This is a genomic window from Aliihoeflea sp. PC F10.4 (assembly GCF_054612275.1).
Genome location: NZ_JBTSWH010000001.1, coordinates 4,160,925 through 4,174,413, shown reverse-complemented (window position 1 = coordinate 4,174,413; position 13,489 = coordinate 4,160,925). Strand labels below are relative to the sequence as shown.

At 62.9% G+C, this 13,489-nt stretch carries 14 protein-coding genes, 2 pseudogenes and 1 riboswitch; of the genes and pseudogenes, 3 read left to right on the top strand and 13 right to left on the bottom strand.

What is annotated here, in order from left to right; translation table 11 throughout:
* From msrA to sdhC, 8 genes and pseudogenes are all read right to left on the bottom strand, one after another.
* Positions 1–600, bottom strand: a complete 600-nt coding sequence (gene msrA, locus ACX82Z_RS21020; RefSeq protein WP_459591033.1) for a peptide-methionine (S)-S-oxide reductase MsrA — start codon at positions 598–600, stop codon at positions 1–3.
* 76 nt (positions 601–676) lie between these two features.
* On the bottom strand, positions 677–1,723 hold the full coding sequence (locus tag ACX82Z_RS21015) for a DUF2332 domain-containing protein (RefSeq protein WP_459591032.1): 1,047 nt from the start codon (positions 1,721–1,723) through the stop codon (positions 677–679).
* Between the two features lie 18 nt (positions 1,724–1,741).
* Positions 1,742–1,837 (bottom strand): annotated as a pseudogene (locus tag ACX82Z_RS21010) (succinate dehydrogenase iron-sulfur subunit); the annotation flags it as partial.
* Positions 1,838–1,893: 56 nt separating this feature from the next.
* Positions 1,894–1,983 (bottom strand): annotated as a pseudogene (locus tag ACX82Z_RS21005) (succinate dehydrogenase iron-sulfur subunit); the annotation flags it as partial.
* Positions 1,984–2,045: 62 nt separating this feature from the next.
* Positions 2,046–2,825, bottom strand: a complete 780-nt coding sequence (locus ACX82Z_RS21000) for a succinate dehydrogenase iron-sulfur subunit (RefSeq protein ID WP_459591031.1) — start codon at positions 2,823–2,825, stop codon at positions 2,046–2,048.
* A gap of 11 nt (positions 2,826–2,836) precedes the next feature.
* Complete coding sequence (gene sdhA / locus ACX82Z_RS20995) at positions 2,837–4,645, bottom strand: succinate dehydrogenase flavoprotein subunit (RefSeq protein WP_459911923.1); 1,809 nt, start codon at positions 4,643–4,645, stop codon at positions 2,837–2,839.
* 42 nt (positions 4,646–4,687) lie between these two features.
* Positions 4,688–5,071 carry a succinate dehydrogenase, hydrophobic membrane anchor protein gene (gene sdhD, locus ACX82Z_RS20990; RefSeq protein ID WP_459591030.1) on the bottom strand — a complete coding sequence of 128 codons (384 nt, stop codon included), beginning with the start codon at positions 5,069–5,071 and terminating at the stop codon, positions 4,688–4,690.
* A gap of 3 nt (positions 5,072–5,074) precedes the next feature.
* Positions 5,075–5,485 carry a succinate dehydrogenase, cytochrome b556 subunit gene (gene sdhC, locus ACX82Z_RS20985; protein WP_459591029.1) on the bottom strand — a complete coding sequence of 137 codons (411 nt, stop codon included), beginning with the start codon at positions 5,483–5,485 and terminating at the stop codon, positions 5,075–5,077.
* Positions 5,486–5,818: 333 nt separating this feature from the next.
* Between sdhC and ACX82Z_RS20980 the strand changes: the two genes are divergently transcribed.
* The 3 genes from ACX82Z_RS20980 (at position 5,819) to ACX82Z_RS20970 (ending at position 8,445) form a co-directional block, all read left to right on the top strand.
* Positions 5,819–6,178, top strand: coding sequence for a hypothetical protein (locus tag ACX82Z_RS20980; protein WP_459591028.1), 360 nt, complete (start codon positions 5,819–5,821; stop codon positions 6,176–6,178).
* A 99-nt stretch (positions 6,179–6,277) separates the two neighbouring features.
* Positions 6,278–7,627 (top strand): hypothetical protein, encoded by a 1,350-nt coding sequence (locus tag ACX82Z_RS20975; RefSeq protein WP_459591027.1) that lies wholly within the window; start codon positions 6,278–6,280, stop codon positions 7,625–7,627.
* Positions 7,624–8,445, top strand: a complete 822-nt coding sequence (locus ACX82Z_RS20970; RefSeq protein ID WP_459591026.1) for a COG3904 family protein — start codon at positions 7,624–7,626, stop codon at positions 8,443–8,445. The genes ACX82Z_RS20975 and ACX82Z_RS20970 overlap by 4 nt, the downstream gene beginning before the upstream one ends.
* Here the strand turns inward: ACX82Z_RS20970 and ACX82Z_RS20965 are convergent.
* From ACX82Z_RS20965 to ACX82Z_RS20945, 5 genes are all read right to left on the bottom strand, one after another.
* A complete protein-coding gene (locus ACX82Z_RS20965; RefSeq protein ID WP_459591025.1) occupies positions 8,414–9,616 on the bottom strand; it encodes a GGDEF domain-containing protein in 1,203 nt (400 codons plus the stop codon). The two genes, ACX82Z_RS20970 and ACX82Z_RS20965, sit on opposite strands and share 32 nt — an antisense overlap.
* 221 nt (positions 9,617–9,837) lie before the next feature.
* On the bottom strand, positions 9,838–11,247 hold the full coding sequence (gene leuC / locus ACX82Z_RS20960) for a 3-isopropylmalate dehydratase large subunit (RefSeq protein ID WP_459591024.1): 1,410 nt from the start codon (positions 11,245–11,247) through the stop codon (positions 9,838–9,840).
* Positions 11,248–11,311: 64 nt separating this feature from the next.
* Positions 11,312–11,434: a hypothetical protein gene (locus ACX82Z_RS20955; protein WP_459591023.1), complete on the bottom strand. Its 123-nt coding sequence runs from the start codon at positions 11,432–11,434 to the stop codon at positions 11,312–11,314.
* Positions 11,435–11,466: 32 nt separating this feature from the next.
* A complete protein-coding gene (locus ACX82Z_RS20950) occupies positions 11,467–11,970 on the bottom strand; it encodes an MgtC/SapB family protein (RefSeq protein WP_459591022.1) in 504 nt (167 codons plus the stop codon).
* A 92-nt stretch (positions 11,971–12,062) separates the two neighbouring features.
* Positions 12,063–13,253, bottom strand: coding sequence for a vWA domain-containing protein (locus tag ACX82Z_RS20945; RefSeq protein ID WP_459591021.1), 1,191 nt, complete (start codon positions 13,251–13,253; stop codon positions 12,063–12,065).
* A gap of 106 nt (positions 13,254–13,359) precedes the next feature.
* Positions 13,360–13,462, top strand: a riboswitch (TPP riboswitch).
* Positions 13,463–13,489 lie beyond the last annotated feature (27 nt).

Here is a 13,489-nt window from a genome sequence, read left to right as displayed (position 1 = left end):
TTATGAGTGTTCGGGAATGCCGTACATCGCGGCCGCGCCCCACACCTGCTTGACGCGCGCGTCGCGCTGGCAGGCGCGGCGGTAGCTCATGTAACGCAGTGCGTTCTTCGCCGCGAAGTTCTGGTGATACTCCTCGGCGGGCCAGAATTGCGGCGCAGGCAGCACCTCCGTCACCACCTTAGCCTCGCCAAGCACGTCCTGCGCAGCGTCCTTCGCGGCCTGCGCAGATGCGAGTTGGGCATCGTCCACTGCGTAGACCGCTGTCGTATAAGAGTAGCCGCGATCGCAGAACTGACCGTCCGGGTCGGTCGGGTCGATGGAGCGGAAGAAGCTCGTGACGAGTTGGTCGTAGCTCACCTGCGCCGGGTCGAACGTGATCTCGACCGCCTCGTGGAACCCTTCATGGTTCTCATAGGTCGGATTTTGTCGGTCGCCGCCGATATATCCGGAAATGGTCGATACGACGCCCGGCACCTTGTCGAAGTCGGATTCGACGGACCAGAAGCACCCGCCCGCGAAAATCGCGCGTTGAGTGTCCTGCGCGAAAGCGGGCATGGCGGCGAAAGAAACAAGAATGGCGATTGAAGCGGCGCGGATCATCGAACGAACTCCGTTTGTTCCGGAGAAACGTACGCCTTGCCGCGCAAGTTTCAAATCAACGCTTCGCGACCGCGACTCAAACCAGCCATTCGATCCATCGGCCATGATAGTCGCAGCGCGCCAGTTGCCGCGTCCCGCCGCCCGGCCACATCGTAAGCGAGAGTGTCGCGAACGCATCGCGCGTGTCGATGGGCTCCATGCGAAGCCAGGCCACAGGCGCGTCCTGTGACGCACGCGCACCGGCGTCATTCATCGCGCTCTGGATGTCGTCGCGTATCGCTTCGGGCAGATATTGCCACATGATCGAATGAAACAGGACGCGGCACGCGCCGCTTGACTGCCCGGCGAATTTGTCGCGTACGAAGTCGGCGGCGTCAGCGCGCTTGAGCGAGAATGACATTTCGGCAGCGATGGCGAGCGCACCATCGAGACGCGCCAATCGCTCGGGCTGATCGGGCCAGATATAGGAACGCAGCCGTTTCCGATCCTCGGGGCGACCTGCATCGATCGGCGCAATGTCGCATCCCGCTCGGGCTACGATGGCAAGGTCGCCGACAAGCGGCGGCACGCTGGCGCGTATCTGCGGGACCAAGTGCACGCTGGAGGACGCATCGCCCCACTCGGCCTCACCGTATCGATAGTAAAAGCGGTCGAACAAAAGGTTCAGTCCCGCACTGGAACCGATTTCGGCAAGGCTGAGTGGCATGCCCGCTTCTCTGGCAATACTCAGGAATCCCGGCAAAAGCATCGCCGACCGTGCGATCTCGTTCGTTTGTGGCGGCGAATCGAGTGCGGTACACAAGGTGGCATCGTGACGGGAAAGGGCGGCGCCCACGACGCGAACCAATTCGCCGTCGCTGACGTCATGCGGCGGATAGGCGGCGATCAGTCCGCCGTCCGCCCCTTCCAGGACCAGACGGTGCAGCCCGCCGCACAGACGAAGCGCCAAAGCGTCGGCACGAGCATCGCCGGGCCATCGCGTAACGCGACTGCCCACACGTGTCGTCTCATCGAGAATGTTAACGAGCAGCCTGCAAAGGCGCGCGGTAAAGGGCGAGCCGAGCCGTTCGCACGCATCGGCCTGACGCTCGAAATGCTCCGCAATCGGCCCCTTCAGCGCCATCGCGTTGTCCCTTTTGTTTCAGACCCGACGCTCCACCATCATCTTCTTGATTTCAGCAATCGCCTTGGCGGGGTTCAGCCCCTTCTGGCATGCCTGCGTACAGTTCATTGCCGCCTGCCCGCAGGGCGAAGCCCGAGGACAGGCAACCAGGAAGCGATCATGAACGAAGGTCAGACGCGACGCTCCACCATCATCTTCTTGATTTCAGCGATCGCCTTGGCGGGATTCAACCCCTTCGAGCATGCCTGCGTGCAGTTCATTGCCGCCTGCCCGCAGGGCGAAGCCCGAGGACAGGCAATCAGGAAGCGATCATGAACGAAGGTCAGACCCGACGCTCCACCATCATCTTCTTGATTTCAGCAATCGCCTTGGCGGGGTTCAACCCCTTCGGGCATGCCTGCGTACAGTTCATGATCGTGTGGCAGCGATAAAGCCGGAACGGGTCTTCGAGATTGTCGAGCCGCTCGCCGGTCGCCTCGTCTCTGGAGTCGATCAGCCAGCGATAAGCCTGCAGCAGGACGGCGGGGCCGAGATAGCGCTCACCGTTCCACCAGTAGGACGGGCACGACGTCTGGCAGCAGAAGCACAGGATACACTCGTAAAGCCCGTCGAGCTTCTGGCGATCCTCGTGGCTTTGCGTCCATTCCTTCGCCGGCTCCGGCGAGACGGTCTGAAGCCATGGCTGGATCGACGACAATTGCGCGTAAGGCACGGTCAGATCCGGCACGAGGTCCTTGACCACCGGCATATGCGGCAGCGGATAGACCTTCACGGCGCCTGAAATCTCGTCCGCACCCTTGGTGCAGGCGAGCGTGTTCGTCCCGTCGATATTCATCGCGCAGGAGCCGCAGATGCCCTCACGGCAGGAACGGCGCAGCGTCAGCGTCGGATCGATATTGTTCTTGATCCAGAGAAGACCGTCGAGGATCATCGGCCCGCAATCGTCCATGTCGACATAATAGGTGTCGGTGCGCGGGTTCTCGTCGTCGTCGGGCGACCAACGATAGATCTTGTATTCGCGCAGATTGGTCGCGCCTTCCGGCTTCGGCCAGGTCTTGCCCTGCTTGATCTGCGAATTCTTGGGGAGGGTCAGTTCAACCATTCTTCCGCTCCTCAGTACACGCGCTTCTTCGGCGCGATCTTGGCCGGATCGATGCCGCCCTGATCGACGGCGAGCATCGTTTCGGTGTGGACGCCGCGATAGTCGAGCCGGACCTTGCCGGCCTCGTCGACCCATGACAGCGTGTGCTTGCGCCAGTTGGCGTCGTCGCGATCGGCAAAGTCCTCGCGGGCATGCGCGCCGCGGCTTTCCTTGCGCGCCTCGGCCGAATAGACCGTGGTGATCGCGTTCGCCATCAGGTTTTCCAGTTCCAGCGTCTCGACGAGGTCCGAGTTCCAGATCATCGAGCGGTCGTAAACCTTGAGGTCGGCCATTTCGCCCCAGATCTGGGAGATGCGCTGGCAGCCCTGCTCAAGCGATTCCTGCGTACGGAAGACGGCGGCGTCTTCCTGCATCGCCTTTTGCATCCGGTCGCGGATTTTCGCCGTCGGCGTCGATCCGTTGGCGTTACGGATGCGGTCGAACCGTTCCATGATCGCATCGCAGGCCGCGACGTTGAGCGCAGGGACCTTGGCATCCTTGTCGACGACTTCCGCCGCGCGGATCGCGGCGGCGCGGCCGAAGACGACGAGATCGATCAGCGAGTTCGAGCCGAGGCGGTTCGCGCCGTGAACCGAGGCACAGCCCGCCTCGCCGACAGCCATCAGGCCCGGCGCGGTGGCATCCGGATTGTCGGCGGTCGGGTTCAGCACCTCGCCCCAATAATTCGTCGGGATACCGCCCATATTGTAATGGACGGTCGGCAGAACCGGGATCGGCTCGCGCGTCACGTCGACGCCCGCAAAGATCTTGGCGCTTTCCGAGATGCCGGGAAGCCGCTCATGCAGGACGGCCGGGTCAAGATGGTCGAGGTGAAGGTAGATATGGTCCTTCTCCTTACCGACGCCGCGTCCCTCGCGGATTTCCATGGTCATGCAGCGCGAGACGACGTCGCGCGATGCCAGATCCTTGGCCGACGGCGCGTAGCGCTCCATGAAGCGCTCGCCCTCGGAATTGACGAGATAGCCGCCCTCGCCGCGCGCGCCTTCGGTGATGAGGCAGCCCGCGCCGTAGATGCCGGTCGGATGGAACTGCACGAATTCCATGTCCTGCAAGGGCAGGCCCGCGCGCGCGACCATGCCGCCACCGTCACCGGTACAGGTGTGGGCCGAGGTCGCCGACTGGTAGGCGCGGCCATAGCCGCCCGTCGCCAGAACGACCATCTTGGCGGCGAAGCGGTGGATCGTGCCGTCGTCGAGGTTCCAGGCGACGACGCCGGTGCAAACCCCGTCGGTCATGATCAGGTCGAGCGCGAAATATTCGATGAAGAACTGCGCGTTGTTGCGAACCGACTGACCATAGAGCGTGTGCAGGATGGCGTGGCCGGTGCGGTCGGCCGCCGCGCAGGTGCGCTGGACGGGTGGCCCGTCGCCGAAATTCTGCATGTGTCCGCCGAAGGGGCGCTGATAGATCTTGCCTTCTTCGGTGCGGCTGAACGGAACGCCGTAATGTTCGAGTTCGTAGACGGCAGCAGGAGCCTCACGCGCGAGGTATTCCATGGCGTCGACGTCGCCCAGCCAGTCGGAGCCCTTAACGGTGTCGTAAAGGTGCCACTGCCACGAATCCGGCCCCATGTTTCTCAGCGAGGCGGCGATGCCGCCCTGCGCCGCGACGGTGTGCGAGCGCGTCGGGAAGACCTTCGTGATACAGGCCGTCTTCAAACCCTGCTCGGCCATGCCGAGCGTGGCGCGAAGGCCGGCACCGCCGGCACCCACGACGACGACGTCGTAGGAATGGTCGACATAGGTGTAGGCATCGCTCACGGTGCGCGAAGCGTTGTTTCTGGTCTCGGTGTCAGCCACGCTTCAGCCTCCGAATGCGATTTTCAACAGCGCGAACACCGATGCGGCGCCCACGGCGAAGGTGAAGAAGATATTGAGCGCGATGAGCAGGATCTTCGTGCCCTCGCCATGCACGTAATCTTCGATGATGACCTGCATGCCGAGCTTCATGTGATAAAGCACCGACAGAAGGAACAGGATCAGCACCAGCGCGACGAACGGGCTGGCGAGCGTCGCGCGAACGGCCTCATAGGGTTGCCCGGCGAGCGAGACGATCAGCCCGAGCGCGAAAAGCACCAGCGGCACGTTCGCGAGCGCGGTGAGACGCTGCTTCCAGAAATGGTCCGTGCCTTCCTTGGCCGAACCGAGGCCGCGAACGCGGCGAAGGGGTGTGCGCATGTCCGCCATCGATCAGGCTCCCCGCGAGAAGATTGCGACGATCCAGATCAGGATCGTGATGCCGGCCGAAATGAGGGGCATGGCCTGCGCCGCTTTTGTCGACGCCGCCTTGCCAAGCGCAAGGTCGCTGCCGGCGTCCATGACGAAATGGCGAATGCCGCCGACCATGTGATGGATCAGCACCCAAGTGTAGCCAAAAAGAACAAAGAGGCCGAACCACGAGCCGTAGATCGCTTGAACCCGCGCGAAGCTTTCCGGCGATCCGGCGGCCGCCAGAAGCCAGATCGCAACCAGGACCGTACCGAAGTAAAGGCCGGCTCCCGTGATGCGATGAACGATCGACATCAGCATTGTCGGGATCAGTCTGTAGACCTGAAGATGCGGAGACATGGGTCTCGCGCGGGTGGCTGTGGTTTTGCTCATGGCTCCCCCGGCCGCAACGGTTGTCCTGAGGCCTCAGGCCGCATGCGGGCTTCGACGTGAAGTGTTGGCGCTTTCTAATGCGCTTTTTGCAGCGCGTCAAAGCCGGAACGCGCTGATTTAGCCTGCTTTTTGCGCCTAATTACGTCGCGGAAAATCTTCAATCGATTAAGCGGCGGCGCATGACATGCGCCTGTCGCCGCCCATCACGTTAACCATGTTTGTTAAAACCTTGGGCGCAAAGCGCCGCGTTTGGCGTGACAAACGTTAAGAACGCGTTAACCTGTATTAACGTCGCGGGCGATCGCTTTCGTCTGCATCAACGGAGCAAGTGCCATGAAGATATATGTTTGCGCCATGTTCACTGCGCTTTGCATTGCAGTCATGCCTGCGTCCGCAAGCGGGATCGACCGGGAGCGCGCTCACGCGGACAGTTTCGGCAATCTCGTGATCTATTCGCCGGCCGGCTACAAGCGCATCGTCGTCGGCGCCGGAGAAGCCGCCTCTGGCCACAAGACCACCGGCTCCTATCACGAAACGAACGCATCCCGCGTCGCGCGTCATGGCGGCGAACGCCTGCACCTCACACGCGCGCGCGACTGCGGGTTCGGCGCTGTGCTCCTTCATGGCCGCTCCTATATGTACGGCCTGCCCGACGGCGTCGTTCCCACCCCGGCCGACGTGCTTTGCCGGTAGGCGTCACACATATTCGTGACTGCGGTGCCGGGAGGCGTGACCGCGCGCGTCCATTTTTCGACACCTTTGTTTTGCCTTTGCGAAGCAAGAGGTTAAGAAATGGCTAATCACACCACCGCCCGAAACATCCGCAACCACGTCGCCTCGCTGCAAACGATGACGCGCTTCGTTCTGGCGACGCTGGCGCTGGCAAGCGGCGTCTACACCTATCTGGGCGTGCGCAGCCTGCTCGACGGGGATGCGACGTTCGTCTTCTTCGCGGCCATCATCTATTCGGTTGCGGTCTCGGTGGGCATTTACGGGTTCTGGACCTATCTGGCGCGTCTCCTGCCTGAAATGCGCGATGCCGGCTCACGCATTTCGCTTTTTCTCGTCATGTGCGTCGGCTCGCTGATGATTATCGCCATGTCGTCTTGGCTGAACGCGGCGGCGCTGGCCGGTTCGGCAGCCGTCGAACAGCATCTGGCGACCACGCAGGAAGGCTATACGGCCGATCTCGACCAGGCGAATTCCAACGCCATCGCGGCTCTTTCCCTCCTGCCCGACATCCAGCGCGCGGGCGAACGCTTTGCGCGCCTTGCCGACGAAGAGCGCCAGTCCGGCGCGCTCACCGGCACGTCCGGTTCGGGGACCGTTGTGCAGCTTCTGTCCCAGATGTCGGCGCAGATGCGCGAACTGGAAGCCAACATCCTCGCTTCGCGCGGACGGGTGCAGGAACTGTTCGAAGAGGGCCAGCAACATCTGGCGACCATGCGCGGCCTCGTTTCCGGCGCTGGCCCCGTTCAGCCGCGTTCGGATTCCTTCGCGGAGGAAAGCGTCCAGCTTGCGGGCGTCATCGCCGCCTTGCAGCAGACGTCTATTGCACCGTCCGTGGCGCGCGCCGCACAGGATCTGTCCACCGGCTTCATCGCACCGGTCGCGGGCGGATTGTCGCCCGACCTCGCCGGCCGTCAGACCGAAGTCATGAGTTCGATCCGCGCTTCGGTGGATGCGCAGTCGCAGGCGCTGTCCACCGCCGCCGCCGAAATCCTCGCACAGCCGCGCGTCGAGGAACGCCGTTTCGTGCCGCTGTCCTCGGCCGAAGCCGTCATCCTTTATGCGTCGAGCTTCCTGCCGAGCTGGGCCGGCGCGATCTCGATCGATCTTCTCCCGGGCGTACTCGTCGCCATGCTCGCCGTCGCCCATGCCGCCCAGCGGCGCGACGAGGAAGGCCTGACCGATGCCGACCGCGTCACCGCCGCCGACATGATGCGCGCCATCGAGCTGCATGAGGCGATGGAGCGGGCACGGGGCGAGCGCTTTCATGAGCCCCAGCCGGACGAGGCCGACATGCCGGAACCTGTCGAGGAAGAGCCGGCAGCAGCGCCGCGACCGCCATCGGCCCAGCCGACGAGCAGTGAGAACGTCACACCCCTTTCCGTCAACGAGCGCAAACGGTTCGACCCATGAGCATCAAGCCCAAGGACATTCAGGCCAAAAGCGGTTTTGCCGCACTGATCGACCGGCTCGACGATGGCGACATCATGCGTGTCGTGTTCGGCGCCATGCTGGCCGGAACCGTCTGCGTGCTCGCGCTCGACGTGAACGATATGCGCAAACAGACCGGTGGGCTTTGGCCATCGTCGGACCCTTCGGTCAATGTTTCGCAACCAATCCTGCCGCCCGCCGTCGAGACGGACGGCTCGGCTTCCGGCTCGCAGGACCCACGCGAAAACGTGCAGACGAACGAGGCGGCGTTGAAAGACGCGATCCGCTTCGAGCTGAAGCCCGGCGGCGTTCTTGCCGCGACCGGCTCGATCGATGTCGGCTCGTCCACCCGCCTTGCGGAAGAACTCGACGCGCGCGGCGAATATGTGCGCACGGTGTCGCTCGATTCTCCCGGCGGCTCGCTGGAAGACGCGATGGCGATGGCCCGGATGATCCGCGAACGCGATCTTGGAACCCTCGTACCGGACGGCGCGCTGTGCGCCTCGTCCTGCCCCCTCGTGCTCGCCGGCGGCACGACCCGCACGGTCGGCCAGAAGGCGGCGGTCGGCCTGCACCAGTTCTATTCCGGTTCGGCCGAAATGCCCGGCCCAGAGCAGGCGATGTCGGACGCGCAGATCACCGCCGCGCGCATTTCGCGCTATTTGATGGAGATGGGGGTCGAGCCGGCCATGTGGTTGCACGCTCTCGATACGCCGCCTCGCGCGCTTTATTACCTGTCGCAGCAGGAAATGGCCGAATACGGGCTTGTTACGACGACTGGCCCGCTCGCGATGCGGTGACCTGTCCGCCGCCGCCCTTGACGGTGAGCGGCAGCGCGGCCCGCACGCAATCGCGCCCGCCATCCTTGGCCGCGTAAAGCGCGGCGTCCGCTCTTTTGTGCAGGCTGACGGCCGGCTCGCCATGCGACCGTTCGGCCACGCCGAAACTCGCCGTCACGCGCTCGTCCTCCCGCAGCCCTTCGATGGCGAGATGCTGCATGCGCAGGCGCACATCCTCCGCGAAAAGCCGTGCGGCGGACACAGTATAGCCCGGCAAAAGCACCGCGAATTCCTCGCCGCCGATCCGGCCGACGAAATGCGAATCTTTCGTCGCCTCGCGCAATGTGCGAGAGAAGGCGACGATCACAGCGTCACCGACGCCGTGCCCATAGGTGTCGTTCACGGTTTTGAAATGGTCGAGGTCGGCAACGACGAGCGACAGTGGTTGACCGCCGGTGCGCCCGTAAAGCTCGAGATGGCGCTCGAAGCCGCGCCGGTTGAGCGTTTGCGACAGCATGTCCGTTTCCGACTGCTGCGTCAGCGCGGCAAGAAGATTGCGCACGAGGATGACGAACAGCGTCAGAGCCACGCTGACGGCGAGGACCGCCGCGGCCGACTGACCGATCTGCGCATAGAGAGTGGATGTGTAATCCGCCGGCGTCGCACCCGGCCCGCCGGTCACCTGAGCGAGGAAGGGCTTGGCGAGATAGTGAAGCGCCGTCAGCCCCAGGAGACCCGCCAGAACGTAGTCGAGGCGGTGGCAGTGGCGCGAGCGCACGACGAGCAGTGCGCCGATCGACTGCAAGATGAAATAGGGCGCCTGATAGATCATCATGCGCACGACGGATTCACGCGGCATGCCGTCGCTGAAGATCTTCGCCGCCAGCCCGATAACGAGCACGACGGCGATCAGCCTGACCGGCTGGCGCACGTCGTAGAAGCGCGAAACGCCGGTATTGAACGCAACGAGCGCAGCCAGAAACGCCACATAGCCCAAGCTCTCGGCGATCAGCCCGCCATGGGCGAGCGGCGTGAAAAGTTCGACGCCGAAGAATGCCGCGCCCAGCGCATAGCCGAGCGCGAACCAGCGGGCCGATAACCGCTGGTCATCATAGATCGCAATCGCCAGAAACGCTGCAGCCAGAAGGCAGGCGATCGCGAAATTGGCCGCCAGAAGAAATTCCGCACCCAATGGTCAACCTCGTACGACATATCGGGCCGTTGCCTGCCGAACGATCCACCGCCGATACTCGCGGCAATGATACGATCAGGCGACAGGAACAACGCAAATAAACAAGATGGGAGCCGCCGCCGCAGTCCCGATCTTCGATGCTTATGGTTAGCGAATTGCAAAGGCGCTGCAAGCAAAAGCCGCAGCACCTTAACGTTAATCCGGCATGCGCCAGTCGGCGATCAATGCCAGTCGCGGATATCCACGAAATGGCCCGCGATCGCCGCCGCCGCCGCCATCGCGGGCGAGACGAGATGCGTGCGACCCTTGAAGCCCTGCCGCCCCTCGAAATTGCGGTTCGAGGTCGAGGCACAGCGCTCCTGCGGCTTCAGCCGGTCGTCGTTCATTGCAAGACACATGGAGCAGCCCGGCTCGCGCCAGTCGAAGCCGGCAGCCTTGAAAATCTTGTCGAGACCTTCCTCCTCGGCCTGCTTCTTTACGAGGCCGGAACCGGGCACGACCATGGCGTCGACGCTGGACGCGACCGTCCTGCCTTCGATCACCTTCGCTGCCGCACGCAGATCTTCGATGCGGCCATTTGTGCATGAGCCGATGAATACCCGGTCGATGGAGATATCGGTGATCTTCGTCCCCGGCGTGAGGCCCATATAGTCGAGCGCGCGCTGCTTGGAGATGCGCTTGGTCTCTTCCTTGATTGCGGCCGGGTCCGGCACGACGCCGCCGACCGAGATGACGTCTTCGGGCGACGATCCCCACGAGACGATCGGCGGTAGGTTCGCCGCATCGAGCACCACGACCTTATCGTAATGCGCGCCCTCGTCGGAGGTCAGCGTCTTCCAGTAGTCCAGGGCCATATCCCAGGCCTTGCCTTTCGGCGCACGCGGCTTGTCCTTCACATAGGCGAAGGTCGTCTCGTCGGGCGCGATCAGGCCCGCCCGAGCCCCACCTTCGATGCTCATGTTGCAGATCGTCATGCGGCCTTCCATCGAAAGCGCGCGGATCGCTTCGCCCGCATATTCGATGACGTAGCCGGTGCCGCCGGCCGTGCCGATCTCGCCGATGATGGCAAGGATGATGTCCTTTGCGGTGACGCCTGCGGGCAACTGCCCGTCGACGCGCACCAGCATGTTCTTCGCCTTTTTCTGAATCAGCGTCTGCGTGGCGAGCACATGCTCGACCTCGGACGTGCCTATACCGTGCGCGAGCGCGCCGAACGCGCCATGCGTGGAAGTGTGGCTGTCGCCGCACACGATCGTCATGCCCGGCAGGGTGAAGCCCTGTTCCGGCCCGATGATGTGGACGATGCCCTGCCGGATATCGACCTCGTTATAGTAGTCGATGCCGAAATCGGCCGCGTTCTTCGCCAGCGCCTCGACCTGGATGCGGCTTTCCTCGTTCTTGATACCGTCCTTGCGGTCGGGCGAGGTTGGCACGTTATGATCGACGACGGCGAGCGTGCGCTCGGGATGGCGCACCTTGCGGCCGGCCATGCGCAGTCCCTCGAAGGCCTGCGGGCTGGTCACTTCATGGACGAGGTGGCGGTCGATATAAAGAAGGCAGGTGCCGTCGGCCTGACGGTCGACCACATGGTCGTCGAAAATCTTGTCATAAAGGGTGCGCGGTGCGCTCATGGCTTGTATTCCGTAATTTGGAAACTGGCGAAGGCGGCCATGATCGGCCGCATGAAAAGCGGAATTACGCGCCGGGCGCGCGCGTCGAGATTGCGCCGGACACGCGGGCATAGAACCGCGCGGGCAGGCGCTTCCTGTCCTGCAGCGTGAACCGCCTGTAGCCGGGTTTTCCGAAGAGCTTTTCCATCACCGCTTCAATACCAGCCTTTTCAGGTAGCTTCAATCGTCCGGCGGGCCGTCCTGACCGTCGACGCGGCCAAGCCGCTTTTCCAAAGCGTGCATCAGGCCCAGGATGATGATCGCCAGCAACGTCGCGAATGCGCCGACCTGCCAGAACCCCAGCCCGGAGGCGAGCCCGATAGCCCCCGCCAACCACAGGCCCGCACCCGTCGTCAGTCCTTTGACCTTGCCTTGAGCAAAGATAATGGAACCGGCCGCCAGAAAGGCAACGCCGGCCGTGACCGCTTCGATCAAGCGCAACGGATCGAGGCGCGAGGCGTCGGCCTCGAACTGGTTGGAATGGACAATCTCGATGCCGAGGATCGCAAAGGCGGCCGAGGCGAGCGCCACCAGCATATGCGTTCGAAGGCCCGCCGGATGTGAGCGCCATTCGCGCTCGAAGCCGATCATAGCGCCGAACAGCGCTGCCGCCAGAAGTCGCGCCACGATAACGCCGAACGGCAGATGGGTGGGATGGCCGAAGTCAAGGAGGATGTCGTCCATGAAGGTGGCACCGGCAGGAAAGTTGCGTTTCCCAGCAACGCCGCTCCGCCGCATTCGTTCACCGACTGCTAAAATTTATGCCGGCGAAGCATTCACCGACTACGCGACAGTTCCCGTGTCGCCCGCTCCAGCCCGTTGAGGGTGAGCGGGTACATGCGCTCGCCGACGATCTCCCGGATCATCTGGATCGAATGCGTATAGGACCAATGTTTCTCGCGCACCGGGTTGAGCCAAACCGCCTTCGGCCATTGCGCGAGCGCGCGTTGCAGCCAAACGATGCCGGCTTCCTCGTTCCAGTGTTCCACCGCACCGCCCGGATATGCGATCTCATAAGGGCTCATGGAGGCGTCGCCAACGAAGATCGCCTTGTAGTCCGGCCCATATTTGTGAAGCACATCGAAGGTACGCATCACTTCGGAGTGACGTCGACGATTGTCCTTCCAAACGCCCTCGTAAAGGCAGTTGTGGAAGTAGAAATATTCCATGTGCTTGAATTCGCCGCGCACGGCCGAAAACAGTTCCTCAACCACCTTGATATGGTCATCCATCGACCCACCGACGTCGAAGAACATCAGGAGCTTGACCGCGTTGCGCCGCTCCGGCCGTGTCTGGACGTCGAGATAGCCATGCTCGGCGGTCGAGCGGATCGTGCCGGAAAGATCGAACTCCTCGTCGGCGCCCTCTCGCACCCAGCGCCGCAGGCGCTTCAGCGCAACCTTGATGTTGCGCGTACCAAGCTCGACGGAATCGTCGAAGTTCTTGAACTCGCGCTTGTCCCACACCTTCACCGCGCGCCGATGCCGGCTTTCGTGCTGGCCGATCCTGACGCCGTCGGGATTGTAGCCATAAGCGCCGAAGGGCGACGTGCCCGCCGTGCCGATCCATTTCGAACCGCTCTGGTGGCGGCCTTTCTGCTCCTGCAGACGCTGTTTCAACGTCTCCATCAGCTTTTCGAACCCGCCGAGCGCCTCGACGAGCTTCTTTTCCTCGTCTGTCAGATGCTTTTCGGCAAGCCGGCGCAGCCATTCGTCGGGCAAATTGCGCGCATCGATGGCCCCTTCGCCAAACACCGCCTCCACGCCCTTGAAGACGTGCCCGAACACCTGATCGAACCGGTCGATGTGCCGCTCATCCTTCACCAGCGCTGCGCGCGACAGATAGTAGAAGCCCTCTACATCGTATTCGACGAGGCGTGCATCCATGCCTTCGAGCAGCGTCAGATATTCGCGCAGGGAAACGGGAACGCGCGCGGCTTTCAGTTCGAGGAAGAACGGAATGAACATCATCGCAGGCTAAAGCAAGAACCTGAAAAGTGGAAACCGGTTTTGGGACAAATCCGATGCTTCATAAAGGAGCTCTTGCCACGTCTGGCGGCCCATTCTATGTCTTTGCCATCTAACGGGGTGCCGCGTCCGTCGCGGCTGAGAGGCATCGCCAACCCGCTGAACCTGATCCGGCTCATACCGGCGGAGGGATTAGACGCAAAATCATCCGGCGCCTGTCCTTCAACACGTAAAAG